Below are 20517 nucleotides of genomic sequence, written 5' to 3'. Positions count from 1 at the left end.
TTCCCGGCTGATCCCGGGGCATGAGCGGACGGGGCGTCTTGGGCCACTTCATGATCCGGCACCGGACCATTGCGTACCCGTCCGCCCGCTCACGCATCAACAGCACGCAGGTCGGAGAACCCGATCTTTGTCAGCCAGAATGGCTGGGGCGTGCTGTTGGGGTGTGGGGCGCATCTTGTTGCACGGACTGAGTTGCGCGGTCTGACCGCTTTGGCAATCACATCTGGATTTGCAACAGGGCAGGGGCCATGATCGGGGTATTCTTGATCCTGGAGACACTCATTATGTCCAAAGCCCCGCATTTGACTGGCACATCGTCGCAAACGTCACCCGCATCCGCGCCCAGCCGACCAATGGCTCTGCTTGCTCCAGATGTGTCTCGCGCGCTGGCGCTGTTTGAGGCGGACAAACGGTCAGACGCTTTGGCGTTGTCTTTGCAAATTGTCGAACAGGGGCGCATGGGACTGCCGGATGCCTGTGTGCTGTCGGTGTTGATGCGCAAACTGGATCAGGCGCAAACGGCGGATGCGCTGTGGGCCAATGTTGCGGACGGCCTTGGGCAGATCACGGAGGCAGGCGAGGGCTCGGTGACGGCGATGCTTGATACGGCGCATATTCTGGCCGACCTTGAGGCGCTGGACGAGGTGGAAACCCTATGCCGCCGCGCCCACGAGGTTGCGCCGAATGACGAAAAGACGCTGAACCGGCTGCTTGCGATCCTGACCCATCGGGACAATCTGCCTGAGGCTCAGGCAGTGGCAGAGGCGTTTTGCGAACGCAATGGCGACCGGTTCGAAATCCTGTTGTACCTTGCCACGATCTTTTCGCATTTTGACGCGAAACCGGCGGTTGTGCGGTTTCTGGACATGGCGCGCACACGTTGCAAGACCAAGACGCAGCGCGCCAAGTTGAATTACCTTTTGGCGGCAAACGGGATGCCGGTGTCGGACTTGGATCAGCACGGCATGGCGGTCGAGATCTTTGACAATTTTGCAGAATCTTATGATGACAAACTAGAACTGCTGGGCAATCGTGGGCCGGACCTGATTTTTGCGGCCTTGCAAGAGATGGACCTGCCCAAATCGAAAAAGCGCCGCGTTCTTGATGCGGGGTGTGGAACGGGGCTGTGTGCCGGGTTTCTTCGCATGTACGCAAAAGAGATCATCGGCGTTGATATCTCGGTCAAGATGCTTGAGAAATCGCGGGCCAAAGGCGGCTATGACTTTTTGGCACGCACGGATTTGTCCGAGATCGGCACCTATCCCGAAGGTCGGTTCGACATGATCGTCTGTGCCGATGTGCTGGTGTATTTCGGGGCGTTGAAGACCGTATTTTCAAATTTTCACAGCGTGTTGTCGCCCGGAGGCTGGTTGCTGGTGACGGTCGAGGATGAGGAGGATCCGGCCGTGCAGTCGGGGTTCCGGCTTCACAAGTCGGGCCGCTACAAGCATGCGCAGGGGTATCTTTTGTCCACTTTGGCCCAAGTGGGTTTTCCCAAGCCAAAGCTGCTGAAACAGGCGCGGTTGCGCAACGAGATGTCGAAACCGATCATGGGCACGGTTTTTGCGGTGCAGAAATCGGCGCTTTCTTTCGGCTGAGTGCGCTTTGGTGCGTCCGCCTATGGCCCAAGCGGCAGGGTTGGGACCGTTCAGCCTTGCTGGTGCCATATTGCGCTGTTACCTAGGAAGTCGGTTTACTATCGGGCCCCGTTTTCATGCGCGTAGCCATTGCAACTGGCGAATATCATCTTGGCGGTGAGACCTTCATCAACCGCCACATCGAACACCTGTTCGGTGGCAATACAGTTGTGGTTTGTGGCCGGTTTCGGGGGGACAACCCCTATGGCAAGCCGTATTTTGTGCGGCGCGATGGCCTTTCGGGGCGCGATGTCATGGTGGCTCCCTGGTGGCTTTTGCGCAACCGTATGCGGCACGGCACATCGCGCCTGCCGTTCGGAGAGGCGAAGGAAGCGCTGATCAAGTTTCTGCGCGACGAGCGGGTTGATGTGATCCTTGCGGAGTTTGGCACGCAAGCGCTGGCGCTGGCACCGTTGGCCAACGCTTTGGACATTCCGATCTTTACCTATTTCAGGGGCACTGATGCGTCCAAGGCGATCCGAACGGAACGGATGCGGTCGGCCTATCGCAAGATGATGCCGCGTCTGGCGGGGGTGTTTTCGGTGTCGCGCTTTCTTTTGGAAAACCTCGACAAACACGGAATTTCGCATCCCAACAGCACCGTTATTCCGTCCGGTGTGGATATCCGGCGGTTTGCGCCGCAGGCCAAGGTGCCGCTTAGCTTTCTGGCTGTGGGGCGCTTTGTTGAGAAAAAAGCCCCGATGACCACGTTGCGCGCCTTTGCCGAGGCGACGCGGGATCTTGCCGATGCGCGGCTGGATTTCATCGGTGATGGCCCGTTGATGGAGGCGACACGCGCCCTTGCCGAAGATCTTGGGATTTCCAAGAAGCTGCGGTTTCATGGCGCACAGCCGCATCATACGGTGCGCGACCGGTTGATGAGCACGCAGTTCTTTTTGCAGCATTCGGTCACGGCGCGGGATGGCAACACCGAAGGTCTGCCCACCGCCATTCAGGAGGCAATGGCCTGCGGCTGTATCACCGTGTCCACGCGGCATGCGGGTATCCCCGAAGCGATTGACGAAGGCGTCACCGGGTTTTTGGTCGATGAACATGACGAGGCCGGATTTGGCGCGGCGATTGCCGCGGCGATTGCGGTGCCCGATCCGATGGCAATGTCGATCCGCGCCCGCAAAGCTGCAGAGGAACGGTTTGACAACCACATCCTGCTCAAGATTCTTGAGCGGCATATTCAGGGAACGCTGACCATTCCGCCGGGCAGCTACTACATTTCCAAAACGCGCGCGTCGTCCTGATCTGACGCGGCGATCCGACGGGACAGCCTGTGCTTTTATACCGCTTCCTGATGACGCTTCTTGCCGCGCGCGAGATCGTGTCGCGTGCTGTGGCGCGCGATGTTGCGGCGGTGAGGGCGCGGTTGGGGATTATTGCTCCTCGGGTTGGGGGTGCACGGATTTGGCTGCATGCGGCGTCGAATGGCGAACTTGCCTCGGCGCGGCCTGTGATTGATCGGCTGATTGCAGACGGGCGGCATATGTTGATCACGGTGAACACCGACAGTGCGGTGGCGCTGGGCCAAAGCTGGGGACTGGCGCAAACGCAGGTCATGCTTGCACCGGTGGACCTGCCGGGGCCGACGCGGCGGGTGATGCGCAGATGGCAGATCACAGCGCATATCACGCTGGAAGCTGATCTTTGGCCGGTTCGCATTCTGAACACGCCTGGCCCGGTTCTGGTGCTGGGTGGTCGGCTCACCGAACGATCGGCCAAGGGCTGGGCGCGGTTTGCGGTCTTGGTACGCCGCGTGTTGGCGCAGGTGCGGTTCCTGTCAGCGCAGGATGCAGGATCGGCCACGCGGTTTGCGGCGCTGGGTTTGGCTCCAGAGGCGCGTGGGCCGGTGGTTGACCTCAAGGCGCTGTATTCGCCGCCTGAGGGCGCCCCGGATGTGGGCCTTAGCAGAGCGTTTCCCCGTCACGACACATGGCTTGCGGCATCCACCCATGATGGGGACGAGGCTGCAGTTTTGGCCGCACATAGGGCCGCGTTGGCCACGCGGCCGGGACTAAAGCTGATCCTCGCACCCCGGCACCCCAAACGGGCGGACGCGGTGGCAGAGCTGATCGCGGCGGCAGGGTTCACCTGTGCGCGGCGCAGCTCCGGCGACGATCCGGCAGGCGCGCAGGTCTATCTGGCCGACACGCTGGGCGAGATGCATCTGTGGTACGCGCTGGCGGGTGTGACCTTTGTGGCCGGGTCATGGACGGATCGCGGCGGGCACACACCCTATGAGCCTGCGGCTTTTGGATCGGCCATTTTGCACGGGGCAGACATAGCCAATTTCCGCGCGGCATATGCCCGATTGGCGGAGCAGGGCGCGGCGCGTTTGGTAGCGGATGCGAGCGGCCTGGCCGAGGCGTTGAATGCCTTGTCCGCGCCGGATGTGCAGGTGCAACTGGGGCAGGCGGGGCAACGCGCGCTGCATCAAGACACCGATATCGACGGGTTGATGCAAGCGATCCTGGCGGTGCTTGATGCTTGATGTCCGGACAAGGACGTTTATTTCTAACGAATTATCCCTAGGATATCCGACAGACGACCTTTCACAGGCACCGCAATGATCCAGTTCACCCTGAAATGCGCCAATGACCATCACTTTGACAGCTGGTTCCAATCGGGATCGGCCTTTGACAAGCTGCATGCGGCGGGCATGGTCGGCTGCGCGGTGTGCGGATCAACCAAGGTCAGCAAGGCGATGATGGCCCCAAGGGTGAGCACGGCGGAAAAGGCGGCACCGGTGCCAGCCAAGCCCAAGCTGTCGGAACCGGCGAACCCGGCGGAACAGGCCTTGGCCGAGTTCAAGAAATACGTTGAGAAGAATTCGGATTACGTTGGCACCAATTTTGCCAATGAGGCCCGTGCGATCCACACCGGCGACGCGCCGCAGCGCCCCATCTGGGGCGAGACGCGGGGTGACGAAGCCAAGAAGCTGGTCGAGGATGGCGTGAAGATCGCGCCGTTGCCCTTTACCCCGACGCGAAAGTCCAATTGATGAATATTCTGATCACCGGGGCCAATCGCGGAATTGGCGCGGCACTTTTGACGGCGGCTCAAGGCCGGGGTGACACGGCCATGGGCACTGTGCGCGGGGCGGGTCATGACACGCTTTTGCCGCTGGATGTACGTGACCCGCAAAGCTGTGCGGCACTTGCCGGGCGGTTGTCGGACACGCCCATTGATCTTTTGGTCTGCAATGCAGGCGTCTACCTTGAAAGGGGCATGGCGGCGGATGCGCTGACCGACCCGCAGCTTTGGGCCGATACGTTTGCCACCAATGTCACGGGTGTCTACCTGACGACGATGGCGTTTCTGCCGCATCTCAGGCGTGCGTCGGCACCCAAGCTGGCGATCATCTCGTCGCAAATGGGGTCGAACACCCGGGCCAAAGGGCAAAGCTATATCTACCGCGCGTCCAAATCGGCGGCACTGAACCTTGGGCGCAACCTTGCGGTTGATCTTCGATCCGAAGGCATCCCGGTGGGTATTTATCACCCCGGCTGGGTTCGCACCGATATGGGCACAAGCGCTGCTACCATCGGCACGGACGAGTCCTCTACAGGGCTGTTGCAGCGGTTTGACGCGCTGTCGATGGACACCACGGGGTGTTTCGAGATGTGGAACGGCGACGCGATGCCGTTTTGATGGTCGCAGCCCCCGAGGATTTTCCAACTGCCTTTGCCGCAGCGTGGCACAGCCGGGATGGGCACCAGATTGGTGCGCTTTTTGCCGAAGATGCAGATTTCGTGAACGTCACTGGGCTTTGGTGGCGGGATCGGGCGGCGATTGCCAAGGCGCATGACTATGCGCTCAAATCATTTTTTGCGGAAACGGTTCTGACACCGGGTGTCACCACAACCCGGCTGCTGGGCCCGGATCATGCCGTTGTGCAGTGCCGGTTCCGGTTGACGGGTCAGATGGCCCCGGCCGGAACCAATGCGGGCGACCGTCAGACAATCCTGAGTTTTGTGTTGCGCCGCATGGCCGGTGGGTGGCAGGCAGTGTCGGCGCAAAACACCGATGTCGTACCCGGCGCGGAAACCCATCTTAACAGCGGCGGGTTTCGGGCTGTGGATTATCGGGGCACATAGCGTGCCCGCGACACGCTCCGCCCTTGCGCGACACCGCCACCCAACGTAAAGCACCCGCTGAGTCTGACCCGGGAGGCCCCTTTTCTATGCCCGTTCTCGTGATGAAATTCGGCGGAACGTCTGTTGCCACGCTTGATCGGATCAAGCGCGCGGCCAAACGTGTCGGCGTCGAAGTGTCCAAAGGCTATGACGTGATTGTCATTGTGTCTGCCATGTCTGGTGAGACGAACAAGCTTGTTGGCTTTGTCGAGGAAACCTCGCCGCTGTTCGATGCGCGCGAATACGACGCCGTGGTGTCTTCAGGTGAAAACGTCACTGCGGGCCTAATGGCCCTGACCTTGCAGGAAATGGACGTGCCGGCCCGCAGCTGGCAGGGCTGGCAAGTGCCGGTGAAAACCACCTCGGCGCATTCATCGGCCCGGATCGAAGACATCCCGCCGGAAAACATCACGCGCAAGTTTGGCGAAGGCATGCGGGTTGCCGTGGTCGCTGGGTTCCAGGGGATCAGCCCCGAGGGCCGGATCACCACGCTGGGGCGCGGTGGATCGGACACCACGGCGGTTGCGTTTGCTGCCGCCTTCGGGGCCGAGCGCTGTGATATCTATACCGATGTGGACGGCGTCTATACCACCGACCCGCGCATCTGCGACAAGGCCCGCAAACTGGACCGGATCGCGTTCGAGGAAATGCTGGAGCTTGCATCGTTGGGGGCAAAGGTTCTGCAAACCCGCTCTGTCGAATTGGCAATGCGCTATAAGGTGAAACTGCGGGTGCTGAGCAGTTTCGAGGAACAATCTGACGACGCAGGAACATTGGTCTGCGACGAGGAGGACATCATGGAAAGCAATGTAGTGGCAGGCGTGGCCTATTCCCGCGACGAGGCCAAGATGACGCTGGTGTCGGTCGCCGACCGTCCCGGCATCGCGGCGGCAATCTTTACACCGCTGTCCGAGGCGGGCGTGAATGTCGATATGATCGTGCAGAACATCTCGGAAGAGGGGCGCACGGATATGACGTTCTCGTGCCCGACCAATCAGGTGCCGCGCGCGGAAAAGGCGATGATCGACGCCAAGGCGCGCGGGGACATCAATTTCCACGATATCGTGGCCGATACCGCTGTGGCCAAGGTGTCAGTGGTTGGGATCGGCATGCGCAGTCACACGGGCGTGGCTGCCAAGATGTTCCAGGTGCTGGCCAAGGAAGGCATCAACATCAAGGTGATCACCACGTCCGAGATCAAAATCTCGGTGCTGATTGATCGCAAGTACATGGAACTTGCCGTTCAGGCGCTGCACGACGCGTTCGAGCTGGAAAAGGCCTCCTGATCAGCGTGTTGGCTGTGTCGCGTGGTCTGGTCTGATCATCCTGACCAAAGCTCTGTGTTCGGGTAAAACTGCGACCACGCGAACCAAAAGGCCTGATGGCTGCCCGCGTCTGATCCGTCGGCAGTCACCGCTTTGACGCCGCCTGCGGCCAGTTCAAGCCGCAGGTTTTCGAATGTGATCTCCTGGCCGTTTTGCAGCGCAAGGTCCGCCGCGCTGCGTTGAAAGGCGATGGGTTTGCCCGATGCGGTGATTGCGCCAATGATATCTTCATGCACAGGCAGGCGCGGGTCGACATCCCCCACCGGAAAGATTGGCCCATCCGCGTCACGGCCATTGCGGAAGTCGAAATTGCGCCCCAGCGCCAGCGCCTCGGTCAGAACGGTGGTGTGCGGGTAGTCCCGTTGCCATGTGCCCCAATCGGTGGTGATCACCGTGGCCTGTTCCAGTTTGATCCCCTTGTCGGCCAGCGGTCCGGTCACAGCGTGGCCTAGAAACGTGTCGAACACGGAGTAGGTTTCGATATCATACATGACCTTGTTGGACCGGATCAGCAGCCCAGAGGTGCGCAGGACGGGGCGGTCTACGCCGTCGGGCATGCGATCGGTGAAATAGGCCTGCGCGGCCCCGCACAGGGTGCAGTACGGGATGCCAAGATCGCGTCCGCCCAAGGTGTCATTGATCATTTCGCGCACCTCCATGATGCGCCGTGGATAGGCCCGTGCCTCGCCGTTGATCTCGATTCCGAACACGATGTCAGTGTCGCGCAGCCATTTTGCATCCTCGGCGGCGATCACATCGGGATTGTCGGCGGCGGGGATGCAATTGCAGCGCGCATCTGTGGTGTCATAGGCGCGATCGTCGATCAGAACGCCGCCCCAGGACACAAAACGCCAGTCGATGTCGCCCTCGACAAAGATGCGGTCCCACCCCGGCACAGCCTTGGTAAAGATTGCGCGTTTGATCGGCAGATAGCCCGGTGGTGCAGGGATGTCCCACGCCATCAGGTGATCGGTGATCACGCCCCACTGGTTGCGGTGCGGTGTCTCGATAGCCAGCAATTGGGCGGCGGTTTGCGCCAGTTCCGCTGTTAACGCGCCGCCCTGAACAAAGCGCATCATGTCGCTGATGATCCAAGCGATGCGCGGGTCTTGGGATGCGCTGATCTCGTCCAAGGCGACGACCTGATCAGGCCCCCAGCTTGAGGTGGCAATACTGTCGACAAAGGCCACCTGCACCGCAGCTTGCACCGCGTCGGTGAAGTCACCTTTGGGGAGTGCCGGAGGTTGGCCAAAGGCCTCAATCACGTGATCCGGCAGGGGCGCGGTGGTTTGTGCCTCTGCGCTTGGGCTGGTCAAAAGCACGCCAAGCGCCAGCGCGTAGGACATCAGAAATCTGTCAGGGCAGAACGGTCGGGGGCGTGTCATGGCGGATCCTTTCGCAGCGGAATGATCAATGTGGTGTCACCTTCGGCCCATTCCCGACACAGCGCCAATCACGTCTGGATCACCTTTCGGTGCACCGGGCACCATGTTGCCTATCACGCTGCGGATGGTGCTGTGTTCGACCTCCCCCCGATTAGCGGCTTTCCCCGCCCGACGGCTGGGCCTATAATTGTCTAGGAACGACAAGGCAGTGGGGCAGATGCCAGACAGATTCGAAAGCGAAAGCCGAAAGCTGCTTGGGCGGTTGCGTGACACAATGGCCAGCGAAGCCGCCGGCCAAGAACGGCTGGATCAGATCACCCATCTGACGGCTGATTCTATGGGCACCGAAGTGTGCTCGATCTACCTGTTCCGTGACGAGGAAACCCTTGAGCTGTGCGCAACGCAGGGCCTGAACGCCGAATCCGTGCACCAGACCCGGATGAAGCTGGGTGAGGGCCTTGTGGGGCGGGTGGCGCGCACAGGCAAGATCATCAACACCGCCAATGCGCCGTCTGCACGCGGGTTCCGCTATATGCCGGAAACCGGCGAAGAGATTTATTCCAGCTTTCTCGGGGTGCCGATCCAGCGACTTGGCGAAAAGCTGGGCGTGCTGGTGGTACAATCCAAGACCGCCCGGGAGTTCAGCGCGGATGAGATCTACGCGCTTGAAGTGGTCGCCATGGTGCTGGCCGAAATGACCGAGCTGGGCGCGTTTGTCGGCGAAGGCGCCGCCTTGCGCGCGCGCCATACACAACCTGTCCTGATCCGTGGCGCGACCGCGCAGGAAGGCACTGCCGAGGGCCATGTCTGGTTGCACGAACCGCGTGTCGTCGTGACCAACCTTGTCGGCGACGATCCCGAAACCGAAAGTCTTCGCCTGAACGAAGCTGTGGAAAACCTGCGCGTCAGTGTGGATCAGCTTCTTGCCGGGGCCACGAGGGAGAGCGGCGATACCGAGCAGGTACAGGTTCTTGAGGCCTACCGGATGTTTGCCAATTCCAAGGGATGGTTGCGCCGGATGGAAGAAAACATCGACCGGGGCCTGAGTGCCGAAGCCGCTGTAGAAAAGGAACAATCCGACGTCCGTGCGCGGATGTTGCAGGCCAATGACGCCTATCTGCGCGAACGGCTGCAAGACCTTGATGACCTGTCCAACCGCCTGTTGCGCATCCTGACCGGGCAGGGGGCCCAGACGGGGGCTGCGCTGCCCGAGAATCCGATCCTTGTGGCGCGCAACATTGGCCCCGGAGAGCTGCTCGAATACGGACGTCAGTTGCGTGGGATCGTGCTCGAGGAAGGCTCTGTCGGCAGCCATGCGGCGATTGTCGCGCGGGCGCTTGCAATCCCGTTGGTGGTGAATGCGAAACGCATTCAGGCCGAGGCTCTGAATGGCGATCATGTCATGTTGGACGGCGATCAGGGTATTGTGCACCTGCGTCCCGACGACACCGTGGTCAGTGCGTTCCGCGATAAGATGGCGATGCAGGCCAAGGCGCAGGAACGCTACGCGTCGATCCGGGAAAAACCGGCCATCACGCTATGTGGCAAGACGATCCGTCTGGATATGAATGCCGGTCTGATGGCCGATCTTCCGTCACTTGAAAATTCGGGTGCCGAAGGTGTGGGCCTTTTCCGCACCGAACTGCAATTTCTGGTGCGCAGCCAGATGCCCAAGCGCAACGAGCTGGCATCGCTTTATGCCCGCGTCCTGGATGCGGCCAAGGGCAAGTGCGTGGTGTTTCGGACGCTGGACATCGGGTCGGACAAGGTGTTGCCCTATATGAAGGCGCAGGATGAGCCGAACCCGGCGCTGGGCTGGCGCGCGATCCGTGTGGGCCTCGACAAACCGGGAGTGATGCGGATGCAGTTGCAGGCCCTTTTGCGCGCTGCCAATGGTCGTCCATTGTCGATCATGTTCCCGTTCGTGGCGCAATACGAAGAATACACCGCCGCCCGCGCCGAAGTGGACAAAGCGCTGGCCCGTGAGAAAAAGCTGGGCCACGCTGTGCCGGAACGGCTTGAAATCGGCGCAATGCTCGAGACGCCGTCGCTCGCCTATGCGTGCAACCAGTTCTACGAAGAGGTCGAATTCCTGTCGATTGGCGGCAATGACCTCAAGCAGTTCTTCTTTGCTGCGGACCGGGAAAACGAACGGGTCCGCCGCCGCTATGATACGCTGAATATCAGCTTCCTGACCTTTTTGGAAAACATCATCACGCGGTGTGCGGCGACCAACACGCGCCTGTCGTTTTGTGGCGAAGACGCGGGCCGCCCCGTCGAGGCGCTGTGCCTTGCCGCGATTGGTCTGACCTCGCTGTCCATGCGCCCTGCCTCTGTTGGGCCGGTCAAACACCTGCTGCGGCGCTGTGATCTGGACGTGGTGCACAAGATCATCCACGACGCACGGGACGCGGGCGAACAATCCGTGCGCCCTGCGGTCATGGAGTATCTACGCGGCTTAAGCTGAGGCAGAGCGTCAGGATGTCCGTGTTTTTTCAGATCACCCGCCCGGCGATCCAGCATCGCATGCCATAGGTGCGTTGCCCCGGACGTCAGGGTTTGTAACTCGAATACGCTAGCGCACCAAACACATAAGTGCTTGCGTGAGATGGGTGTAAATACCTCAATTTACATGGATTTTTTGAAAAATGGTGCTGTGAGAGAGGATTGAACTCTCGACCTCACCCTTACCAAGGGTGTGCTCTGCCACTGAGCTACCACAGCGCCGGGTGTCGTACTCGACGTGGCGGGTGATTAGACTCAAACGGAAATCGGTGCAAGCGCAATCTGGACCCTTTTTAGCCTCTGGGATAGGAAGTGGTCATGACGCAGAAAACCTCATCCGGGAAAACGACGGCACAGGCGCGGGAAGACAGGCTCAAAACCGCGCTCAAGGCGAATATGGCCAAGCGCAAGGCACAGGCCCGCGCGCGGTCCTCGGGGACGCGAGATGAGGTGAAAGATAGCAAAAATACGAGCGAGGGCAGTTAGCACCAATGGACCAGATTATCGTAACGGGGAACGGCCCGCTGAGCGGCCAAATTCCGATTGCGGGCGCAAAGAACGCCTGCCTGACACTCATGCCAGCCACTTTGCTGAGCGAAGAGCCACTGACGCTCACCAATGCACCACGGTTAAGCGACATTCGCACCATGACCACGCTGTTGCAGTCCCTCGGTGCCGAAGTGCAGTCGTTGCAGGACGGGCAGGTTTTGACGATGTCGAGCCATGATCTGACCTCGACGCGGGCGGATTATGACATTGTGCGCAAGATGCGTGCGTCGATCCTTGTGCTGGGGCCGCTTCTTGCGCGGTTCGGGCATGCCGAGGTGTCGCTGCCCGGTGGCTGCGCGATTGGCGCGCGCCCGGTGGATTTGCACCTCAAGGCGTTCGAGGCGATGGGCGCAGAGCTGAACCTGCGGGACGGGTATGTGCACGCCAAGGCCCCTGCGGGCGGCCTGAAAGGCGGGATCGTGGATTTTCCGTTTGTGTCGGTGGGAGCAACCGAAAACGCGCTGATGGCGGCGACCTTGGCCAAGGGCACAACCGTTCTCAAGAACGCTGCGCGCGAACCCGAGATTGTCGACCTTGCCCGCTGTTTGCAAAAAATGGGCGCACAGATCGAGGGCGAAGGCACGTCAGAGATCACCATTCAGGGTGTGGACCGTTTGGGCGGGGCCACACACCGCGTGGTCACCGACCGGATCGAACTGGGCACCTATATGCTGGCCCCCGCGATCTGCGGCGGAGAGGTGGAATGTCTTGGTGGCAAGATAGAACTGCTTGCGGCGTTTTGTGAAAAGCTGGATGCGGCGGGAATCTCGGTGGAGGAAACGCCAACTGGCCTCAAGGTCGCGCGCAAGAATGGGCGCGTGTCGGCGGTGGATGTCACGACTGAACCGTTTCCCGGCTTTCCGACCGATTTGCAGGCGCAGATGATGGCGCTTTTGTGCACCGCCGGGGGGACCAGTGTTCTTGAGGAAAAAATCTTCGAGAACCGCTTTATGCACGCGCCTGAGCTGATCCGCATGGGGGCCAAGATCGACGTGCACGGCGGGACCGCGACGGTCACAGGTGTCGATCGCCTTAGGGGCGCGCCGGTGATGGCGACGGACCTGCGGGCGTCGGTGTCGTTGATCCTTGCGGGGCTTGCAGCCGAGGGCGAAACCATTGTCAGCCGCGTCTACCACCTGGATCGTGGCTATGAACACGTTGTGCGCAAGCTGTCGAGCGTGGGCGCCAAGATCGAACGGGTGAAAGAACAGTGAGCGTGGACGCCACATTCGAAGACGGTGCGGCCAAGCCGCTTCGTCTGATCGCTGTAGACAGCGATGACCTACAGGTGTTGTCGGCGCTGTGTCAGGACGCGGTGTTCCCGGCCAGCGAAATGCAATGGCAGCGGGGCAAGCAGCGGTTTGGTATCCTGCTTAATCGGTTCCGCTGGGAAGATATTCCCGTCGCTGAACAGGGCGGGCGCAAACCAGAGCGGGTGCAATGCGTGCTCGCGGTTGAAAACGTGCTACGGGTTGCCAGCCAAGGTGTGACACCCGGAGATGCGGACACAATCTTGTCGGTGCTGTCTGTCACCTTTGAAGAGGGGGACGCCGATGGCGGCGCGGTGCTTCTGACGCTGGCAGGCGACGGCGCGGTCCGGTTGCAGGTGTCGGAACTCGAAGTGGCGCTGCGCGATGTGACCAAGCCTTATGCGGCTGTGTCGGGCAAGGTGCCGGATCACCCGGAATGATCATCCGGCGGCTGACGCCCAAAGACCTGTCCGCGTTCCGGGCGCTGTGGGCCGACGGCTTGATGCGCGTTCCCTCCGCGTTTCTGTTTGGCGCCGAAGAGGTCCGCGCAATCCCCAACAAGGATGTAGAGCGCGGTCTGGAGGTTAATCTGACGCTTGGCGCGTATGACAATGCCAAACGGCTCGTTGGATTTGTGTCCGCCCGGCGCGGTGCCCCGCAACGGATGCGGCACATGGCGGACATTGGTCCGCTATACGTGCGCCATGATGCCCAAGGGCAGGGCTATGGCCGCGCGCTGATGGGCGCCGTTTTGCAGCACTTGACAGACGCCGGCGTGCAGCAGGCCGAACTGGTGGTCGATGTCGACAACACAGGCGCACAAAAGCTTTATCATGCGCTGGGATTTCATGTGTTTGGGCGCAGGCCCAGATCGGTGCTGATTGATGGGGCGGGGCGCGACGATTTCCTGATGATCAAGGCGCTGGATGGGGCCAACCTGACCCGCGGCGCTTGAGGGTTCGTGCTGCGCGGTCTAAGTACCCGGCAACACTTGATCCGGAGGCTTTGATGCCACAGTTCCTGTCCACAACCGATGCCGACTTCGATACGCGCTTTGCGGCCATTCTTAACGCCAAGCGCGAGGATAGCCCGGATGTGGATCATATCGTTGCAGGCATCATCGCCGATGTGCGGGCGCGCGGCGATGCGGCGGTGCTTGAGCTGACCGCCAGGTTTGACCGGCTTGACCTGACCGCCGCCCAGTTGCGCGTCTCCGAGGCCGAGATTGACGCCGAGATCGCCAAGGTGCCGGAGGCCGAGCGCATCGCGTTGGAAACCGCCGCCGACCGCATCCGCGCTTATCACATGCGCCAGATGCCGTCAGACGAGATGTGGACCGATGACCACGGGGCCACGCTTGGATGGCGCTGGACGCCGGTATCAGCCGCGGGGCTGTATGTGCCCGGCGGCTTGGCCAGCTATCCGTCCTCTGTCCTGATGAATGCTGTCCCGGCCAAGGTGGCAGGGGTCGGGCGGTTGGCCGTGACCGTGCCCACGCCGGACGGGGTGATGAACCCGCTCGTTCTCATGGCCTGCCGCATCGCGGGCGTGGACGAGGTGTACCGCATTGGCGGGGCGCAGGCGATTGCAGCACTGGCCTACGGCACCGACACCATCGCACCGGTCGACAAGATCACCGGACCGGGCAATGCATTTGTGGCAGCGGCCAAGCGGCGGGTGTTCGGCAAGGTTGGCATCGACATGATCGCCGGGCCGTCCGAGATCCTTGTGATTGCGGATGGCGACAATGACCCCGACTGGATCGCGCTTGATCTGATGTCACAGGCCGAACACGACGAATCCGCGCAATCGTTGCTTATCACCACGGATGCCGCCTTTGGTCAGGCCGTGGCCAAGGCGGTGGAGACGCGGCTGGAAACGCTGGAGCGCAGGGCGATTGCCGGGGCAAGCTGGCGTGACTTTGGCGCGATAATCACGGTGCGGGACCTGGACGAGGCAGCAGCGCTGTGTGACCGGATCGCGCCCGAACATCTTGAACTGTGTGTGGATGATCCCGACGCATTGTCGGCCAAGATCACCCATGCAGGTGCTATTTTCCTTGGGCAATGGACGCCCGAAGCCATCGGCGATTATGTCGGGGGGCCGAACCACGTATTGCCCACGGCGCGCTCGGCGCGGTTTTCGTCCGGGCTGTCGGTGCTGGATTTCCTCAAACGCACGACACTGGCCAAGATGTCGCCCGACGCCTTGCGCGCCATTGGGCCGGCGGCGGAAACGCTGGCGCGGTCTGAATCCCTTGAGGCGCATGGATTGTCGGTTACGGCACGTCTGCGCAAGCTCAACGGCTGACCTTTCGCGTCGCGCGCAGATGCGCTAGCGATTGTCTATGAAAACAAGAGGTGCGCGATGATCCCCGTTCAGGGCTTTGAAGGCCATCAGGTGGCTGTGTTGGGGTTGGGCCGGTCTGGCCTGTCGGCGGCGCGCGCGCTGCGCGAAGGTGGCGCGGTTCCGCTGTGCTGGGACGACAATCCCAAAGCGCGCGAGGCGGCTGAGGCCGAAGGGTTCGAGATCCGCGACCTGTCGCGTGACGGCGCGTTTGACGCCGTTGCCAGCCTGATCGTCAGCCCTGGTATTCCGCATCTTTATCCTGCACCCAATCCGGTGATCGCCAAGGCATGGGATGCAGGCGTGCCGGTGGACAACGATATCGGCCTGTTCTTCCGGTCCTTGGCAACCAGCGAATGGGATGACTTCGACACCGCGCCACGGGTGATTGCGGTGACGGGATCGAACGGCAAATCCACCACATCGGCGCTGATCCATCACATACTTGAGGTGTCGGGCCGGGACAGCCAGTTGGCGGGCAATATCGGGCGCGGCGTCTTGGATATCGACCCTCCGGGCGATGGCGATGTGGTGGTGCTGGAACTGTCCAGTTACCAGACCGATCTGGCGCGCGCGCTGACACCGGATGTGGCGGTATTCACCAACCTGTCGCCTGATCACCTTGATCGGCACGCGGGTTTTGGTGGGTATTTCGCTGCCAAGCGTCGTCTCTTTGCCGAAGGTGGGCCGGACCGCGCGGTGATTGGTGTGGACGAAAACGAAGGCCGATACATTGCCAATCAACTGGCCGAAGGGGCGGGCGATGACCGGGTGATCCGTATCTCTTCGGGTCAAAAACTGTCCGGTCCCGGCTGGTCGGTCTTTGCCAAAAAGGGCTTTCTGGCGGAATGGCGCAAGGGGCGTCAGGTGGCATCGATTGACCTGCGGTCCATCAAGGGCCTGCCGGGAGCGCATAACCATCAGAACGCCTGCGCTGCCTATGCGGCGGTGCGCGGGCTGGGTCTGGCCCCGCGCCAGATCGAAACAGCGTTGGGCACTTTCGGGGGTTTGCCGCATCGCAGTCAGATCGTGGCCGAACGGAACGGTGTGACTTTCGTGAATGACAGCAAGGCTACAAATGTCGATTCCGCGCTCAAGGCGCTGTTGGCGTTCAAGAACATCCGCTGGATCTGTGGCGGGTTGCAAAAAGATGGTGGGCTGGACGGGCTCAAACCGGGGTTCGAGAACGTGCGCAAGGCTTATGTGATTGGCCGCGAGGCGGATGGCTTTGCGGTGCAATTGACCGGCGTGACCACCGAGGCCTGCGGGACAATGGACGTGGCTGTTGCGCAGGCGGTGTCCGAGGCCGAACCGGGGGACGTGGTTCTGTTGGCCCCTGCTGCCGCGAGTTTTGATCAATATGACAGCTTTGAAAAACGCGGCGAGGATTTCGCGGCACAGGTCACAGCGGTTCTTGCACGCTGATCAACGTTCGGGCTGAGGGCCAGTGCGCAGGGTTTGTAACACGCCCGATGCCACGGCGTCGGCATGGATCACACCAAGCTGTGCAGGCACCTTGGGCAAGTCGAGGATATAGGCGATTGCAAAGCGGTGCATGCCGCCGCCATCCCGCAGGGGCGTGCCATCGCGGGCGATATGAACAAGGATGCCGCCCTGTTCGCCTCGTGTCTGGTTGACGCTGCCATGCGGGCGCATGGTGCCGCTTTGCTTGGCTTCGGCATAGATCTGGTCAAGCTGTTGATACCGGGCGATCAGGTCTTCGCGGGTGTGGCATCCGTCGATCCGGCCCTTTTCGGCGATCTGCTTGAGCATCCATTGGAACAGATCGGTTTTCTGCCACGGGACATTTCGTTCAAAATGATCGCGGATGCTATCGAGCTTGATCTGGCTGCCAAAGGGTTTGCGGGACTTGTCCCAGTCGCTGTCAACCACCATGCCCGAATGACGCCGCCGAAATCGCGGTGCCCCGTTTGCGGGGTCGGGTTTGTACCAATCGGTGACGTCGCGCGCGCGCACCCAGATGAGTTCGTCGCTTTGTGGTGCATCTGCCCCGAACCGAAGCCGATTTGAGATGTTGCGCAGCGTCTTGACGGGCACACCCGCCTTTATCGCGCGGACAGGGGCATCCAGGTTCAATGCTTTTCGCAGATCGGTCATGTGATGTGTCCCCGGAACCGGTCAAGCGCGCCGTGCGCCAAGGCCTTTGAATGGATCACCCCCAATTGCGCCGGGATGCGGGACAGGCCAAGCGCGCGGGCAATGCCGACGCGGTGATTGCCGATCGCCCCGAAAATCGGATCGCCGTGGCGGTCGATATGGACAAACACGCCTTCGGGCAGCCGCGCGGTGCCAAATGCGCGGATGGTTTGGTCGCGGAACCCATTTTCAAGAATATCGGAATAAAGCGCGTCGATCTGTTCGTATCGCGCGATAATGTCAGCATGTGTCGCGCAACTGTCAAACAGTCCGCGCTGCGCAATCATCTGGGCCATGCGGTCATAGATGCCGGTGTCCTTCCAAGACACGCCATCCCTGAACCGCGACAGACAGGCGGCAATTTTCCACGATTGATCGACCGGTTCGGTCTGACGATCCCAATCGCCACCGATCACCATGCCGGAATGGCGTCGTTTGAAATCAGGGGTTTGTGCTGCGTTCCGCGTATAGACCCGGCCAAGCGCGCGGGGATCGATCCAGATCCGCTCTTGCGCCCGTGGGGCACCATGCCCCTGCATGACCCGGTTCAAAAGGTCGCGCAGAGGGCCGCGCAAAAGCACGAGAGGCGCTTTGGGAACGGGGGCAGAGGCGTCTGACATGCCAAAAGATGTGTAACAGGTTCATGACAAATTCAAGTCGTCTGAACAATGGCCTGACCTGCCGCGACACCTGAACTCCACGCCCATTGGAAATTATAGCCACCCAGCCACCCGGTCACATCCACCGCTTCACCGATCATATAGAGGCCGGGCGCATCGCGTGACATCATGGTCTTGCTGTCGATCCGGTCGGTGGAAATCCCGCCCAGCGTCACCTCGGCAGTGCGGTATCCTTCGCTGCCGGTGGGGGTCAGCGTCCAATCGCGCAAGCGGTCCGTGATCTCGTCGATGCGTTTGTCCGAAAGGTCACCCACGTTTCCGCCCAGTGGCAGATCGGTGGACAGGTGATCGACAAGCCGTTCCGGCAGCACCTCGGCCAGGGCCGTGGTCACGTTGCGTTTGCCATGTGTCTGGCGTGCGGTTCGAAGCGTGCCCGCCAGATCATGCGCAGGCAGCAGGTTCACGCTGATCGTGTCGCCCTCGCTCCAGTAGCTTGAGATTTGCAGCACCGCAGGCCCGCTGAGACCGCGATGGGTGAACAGCAGGGCCTCTTCAAAAGCGGTGCCATTGGCCTGCGCAACAACCGGCGTGGCGACGCCGGATATGGGGGCAAAGCGCTGATCCGAGAATGTCAGCGGCACAAGGGCAGGGCGGGTGTCGGTGACGGCATGGCCAAACTGGCGCGCGATGTCATAGGCAAGGCCGGTCGCGCCCATCTTGGGGATCGACTTGCCCCCGGTGGCCAGCACGATGTTGCGCGCGGTGATCGTGTGGCGTTTGCCCTCTCGCTCAAGATGTGCGGTGAAGCGGGTGCCGTCATGGGTCAGGTCGGCCAGCGCCGTCTGAAGCCAAAGCTGTGCGCCCGCGCGGGTCAACTCTGTGCGTAGCATCTCGACGATCTGGGTGGCCTTGTCGTCGCAAAATAGCTGCCCCAAGGTCTTTTCGTGCCACGCGATCTTGTGGCGGTTCACGAGGTCAAGAAAATCCCATTGGGTGTAGCGGCTGAGTGCGGATTTATGGAAATGCGGGTTTGCGCCCAGAAACCGGCCCGGATCGGTGTGCATGTTGGTAAAGTTGCAGCGCCCGCCGCCCGAAATGCGGATCTTTTCGCCCGGTGCCTTCGCGTGGTCGATGACAAGCGTCGAGGGCCCGGCATTGGCCGCGCACATCAGTCCGGCCGCTCCGGCCCCGAGGATCAAGGTGTTTATCTGCATTTTGCGCACCCATCACGGATGCGCGCTGCATGCAAGCCATGACAGGCGACTCATTCTTCTGGATCGGACGAATCATATCGGTTAGAATACCCATAGAGATCCGCGACAACGCGGACGATTGAGGCAGTAGTAGCGGTGAAACCATGACAGAGATGGTCTATGGCGCGGTCCCAACGCGCGCGGGTGAACCTGTGTTGCCCAAGTGGTGGCAGACAGTCGACAGATGGTCGTTGTCCTGCATCCTGATCCTGTTTGGCATTGGCATACTGTTGGGTCTGGCCGCATCGCCGCCCTTGGCCGAGCGCAACGGATTCGCAGCATTTCACTACGTGCAGCGGCAAGCGGTGTTCGGAGGCATGGCGTTGGGCGTCATGATCTTTGTGTCGATGCTTGGCCCGATTGTTGTGCGCAGATTGGCCGTGCTTGGGTTCATTGCGGCTTTTATCGCCCTGGCACTGCTTCCGTTTTTTGGGACCGACTTTGGCAAAGGCGCTGTGCGCTGGTACTCGTTGGGTTTTGCGTCCTTGCAGCCATCCGAATTTCTAAAGCCGACATTCGTGATTGTGGTGGCGTGGTTGTTGGCAGCCAGTCAGGATCTGGGCGGCCCTCCGGGCAAGACCATCTCGTTTGCGCTCACGGTTAGCATCGTGCTGATGCTCGCGTTGCAGCCGGATTTCGGACAGGCCTGTCTTGTGCTGTTCGGTTGGGGTGTGATGTATTTCGTGGCAGGGGCACCGATGCTTTTGCTTATGCTGATGGCGGGTTTGGTCGTCTTGGCGGGAACGGTCGCCTACCAGAACTCTGAACATTTCGCGCGCCGTATCGACGGCTTTCTGAGCCCCGAGGTCGATCCCACGACGCAGCTTGGCTATGCCACCAATGCGATCCGCGAAGGTGGGTTTCTGGGCGTTGGCGTGGGCGAAGGACAGGTGAAATGGTCTTTGCCAGACGCGCATACCGATTTCATCATCGCGGTTGCCGCCGAAGAATACGGCCTTGTGCTCGTTCTGATCATCATTGCGCTGTATACGACCATCGTGGTGCGGTCGCTGCTGCGCCTGATCCGCGAACGGGACCCGTTTATCCGGTTGGCTGGTACGGGGCTGGCATGCATGTTTGGTGTTCAGGCCATGATCAACATGGGCGTCGCGGTGCGGTTGCTGCCGGCCAAGGGCATGACCTTGCCGTTCGTCAGCTACGGTGGATCGTCGCTGATTGCGGGTGGCATTGCCGTGGGGATGCTTTTGGCCTTCACCCGGACCCGCGCGCAGGGCGAAATCGGCGATATCTTGCGGGGACGGTTGCGATAGAGCCATCATCTTGGGTCATTCGCGCGCCCGTTTGTTGACAAACAGCGCGTGGGCAGGTCTCTGTCCAGCAAACG

The 20517-nt window shown here is 61.1% G+C and carries 19 protein-coding genes and 1 tRNA gene; 15 read left to right on the top strand and 5 right to left on the bottom strand.

All coding sequences use genetic code 11. The features are described from left to right. The first annotated feature begins 248 nt into the window (after positions 1-248). The 7 genes from ACSHXH_RS12985 to ACSHXH_RS12955 all read left to right on the top strand — a co-directional run bounded on the left by ACSHXH_RS12985 (position 249) and on the right by ACSHXH_RS12955 (position 7068). Complete coding sequence (locus tag ACSHXH_RS12985) at positions 249-1598, top strand: methyltransferase domain-containing protein (protein ID WP_435672232.1); 1350 nt, start codon at positions 249-251, stop codon at positions 1596-1598. A gap of 116 nt (positions 1599-1714) precedes the next feature. After that, positions 1715-2893: a glycosyltransferase gene (locus ACSHXH_RS12980; protein WP_435672231.1), complete on the top strand. Its 1179-nt coding sequence runs from the start codon at positions 1715-1717 to the stop codon at positions 2891-2893. 50 nt (positions 2894-2943) lie between these two features. Next, positions 2944-4137 (top strand): 3-deoxy-D-manno-octulosonic acid transferase, encoded by a 1194-nt coding sequence (locus ACSHXH_RS12975; RefSeq protein WP_435672230.1) that lies wholly within the window; start codon positions 2944-2946, stop codon positions 4135-4137. Between the two features lie 75 nt (positions 4138-4212). Then, positions 4213-4647 carry a DUF1178 family protein gene (locus tag ACSHXH_RS12970; protein ID WP_435672229.1) on the top strand — a complete coding sequence of 145 codons (435 nt, stop codon included), beginning with the start codon at positions 4213-4215 and terminating at the stop codon, positions 4645-4647. Next, positions 4647-5297 carry an SDR family NAD(P)-dependent oxidoreductase gene (locus tag ACSHXH_RS12965; RefSeq protein WP_435672228.1) on the top strand — a complete coding sequence of 217 codons (651 nt, stop codon included), beginning with the start codon at positions 4647-4649 and terminating at the stop codon, positions 5295-5297. Before ACSHXH_RS12970 ends, ACSHXH_RS12965 begins: the two co-directional genes overlap by 1 nt. Next, positions 5297-5743 carry an SgcJ/EcaC family oxidoreductase gene (locus ACSHXH_RS12960; RefSeq protein WP_435672227.1) on the top strand — a complete coding sequence of 149 codons (447 nt, stop codon included), beginning with the start codon at positions 5297-5299 and terminating at the stop codon, positions 5741-5743. Before ACSHXH_RS12965 ends, ACSHXH_RS12960 begins: the two co-directional genes overlap by 1 nt. Positions 5744-5829: 86 nt before the next feature. Further along, complete coding sequence (locus ACSHXH_RS12955) at positions 5830-7068, top strand: aspartate kinase (protein WP_435672226.1); 1239 nt, start codon at positions 5830-5832, stop codon at positions 7066-7068. 35 nt (positions 7069-7103) lie between these two features. Here ACSHXH_RS12955 and ACSHXH_RS12950 read toward each other — a convergent pair whose 3' ends face one another. Continuing rightward, a complete protein-coding gene (locus ACSHXH_RS12950) occupies positions 7104-8492 on the bottom strand; it encodes a DUF3179 domain-containing (seleno)protein (RefSeq protein ID WP_435672225.1) in 1389 nt (462 codons plus the stop codon). 217 nt (positions 8493-8709) lie between these two features. Between ACSHXH_RS12950 and ptsP the strand changes: the two genes are divergently transcribed. Beyond that, positions 8710-10959, top strand: a complete 2250-nt coding sequence (gene ptsP / locus ACSHXH_RS12945; RefSeq protein WP_435672224.1) for a phosphoenolpyruvate--protein phosphotransferase — start codon at positions 8710-8712, stop codon at positions 10957-10959. A gap of 182 nt (positions 10960-11141) precedes the next feature. Here ptsP and ACSHXH_RS12940 read toward each other — a convergent pair. Beyond that, positions 11142-11216: transfer RNA gene (locus tag ACSHXH_RS12940), tRNA-Thr, on the bottom strand. A 99-nt stretch (positions 11217-11315) separates the two neighbouring features. On the opposite strand from ACSHXH_RS12940, the gene ACSHXH_RS12935 reads away from it, so the two are divergent. The 6 genes from ACSHXH_RS12935 to murD are packed head-to-tail and all read left to right on the top strand — an operon-like array spanning position 11316 to position 16567. Further along, a complete protein-coding gene (locus tag ACSHXH_RS12935; RefSeq protein ID WP_435672223.1) occupies positions 11316-11483 on the top strand; it encodes a hypothetical protein in 168 nt (55 codons plus the stop codon). Between the two features lie 5 nt (positions 11484-11488). Next, the gene (murA, locus tag ACSHXH_RS12930; protein ID WP_435672222.1) at positions 11489-12760 is read left to right on the top strand and encodes a UDP-N-acetylglucosamine 1-carboxyvinyltransferase; all 1272 of its coding nucleotides are present in this window, start codon (positions 11489-11491) and stop codon (positions 12758-12760) included. Further along, positions 12757-13236 (top strand): DUF2948 family protein, encoded by a 480-nt coding sequence (locus tag ACSHXH_RS12925; RefSeq protein ID WP_435672221.1) that lies wholly within the window; start codon positions 12757-12759, stop codon positions 13234-13236. Before murA ends, ACSHXH_RS12925 begins: the two co-directional genes overlap by 4 nt. Beyond that, entirely contained in the window at positions 13233-13751 is a 519-nt protein-coding gene (locus tag ACSHXH_RS12920) for an N-acetyltransferase family protein (RefSeq protein ID WP_435672220.1), read from the top strand. The genes ACSHXH_RS12925 and ACSHXH_RS12920 overlap by 4 nt, the downstream gene beginning before the upstream one ends. A gap of 53 nt (positions 13752-13804) precedes the next feature. Continuing rightward, on the top strand, positions 13805-15106 hold the full coding sequence (hisD, locus tag ACSHXH_RS12915) for a histidinol dehydrogenase (protein WP_435672219.1): 1302 nt from the start codon (positions 13805-13807) through the stop codon (positions 15104-15106). A gap of 57 nt (positions 15107-15163) precedes the next feature. Beyond that, positions 15164-16567 (top strand): UDP-N-acetylmuramoyl-L-alanine--D-glutamate ligase, encoded by a 1404-nt coding sequence (gene murD, locus ACSHXH_RS12910; RefSeq protein ID WP_435672218.1) that lies wholly within the window; start codon positions 15164-15166, stop codon positions 16565-16567. Here murD and ACSHXH_RS12905 read toward each other — a convergent pair whose 3' ends face one another. The 3 genes from ACSHXH_RS12905 to ACSHXH_RS12895 are packed head-to-tail and all read right to left on the bottom strand — an operon-like array spanning position 16568 to position 19133. Further along, positions 16568-17260, bottom strand: coding sequence for a hypothetical protein (locus tag ACSHXH_RS12905; RefSeq protein ID WP_435672217.1), 693 nt, complete (start codon positions 17258-17260; stop codon positions 16568-16570). Continuing rightward, the gene (locus tag ACSHXH_RS12900) at positions 17257-17919 is read right to left on the bottom strand and encodes a hypothetical protein (protein ID WP_435672216.1); all 663 of its coding nucleotides are present in this window, start codon (positions 17917-17919) and stop codon (positions 17257-17259) included. Before ACSHXH_RS12900 ends, ACSHXH_RS12905 begins: the two co-directional genes overlap by 4 nt. A gap of 32 nt (positions 17920-17951) precedes the next feature. After that, entirely contained in the window at positions 17952-19133 is a 1182-nt protein-coding gene (locus ACSHXH_RS12895; RefSeq protein ID WP_435672215.1) for an NAD(P)/FAD-dependent oxidoreductase, read from the bottom strand. Positions 19134-19276: 143 nt separating this feature from the next. Here ACSHXH_RS12895 and ftsW point away from each other — a divergent pair, with 143 nt between their 5' ends. Continuing rightward, positions 19277-20443: a putative lipid II flippase FtsW gene (ftsW, locus tag ACSHXH_RS12890; protein WP_435672214.1), complete on the top strand. Its 1167-nt coding sequence runs from the start codon at positions 19277-19279 to the stop codon at positions 20441-20443. Positions 20444-20517 lie beyond the last annotated feature (74 nt).

The organism is Marivita sp., assembly GCF_051251565.1.
GTDB lineage: Bacteria > Pseudomonadota > Alphaproteobacteria > Rhodobacterales > Rhodobacteraceae > Marivita.
This window is presented reverse-complemented; position numbering and strand designations above follow the sequence as displayed.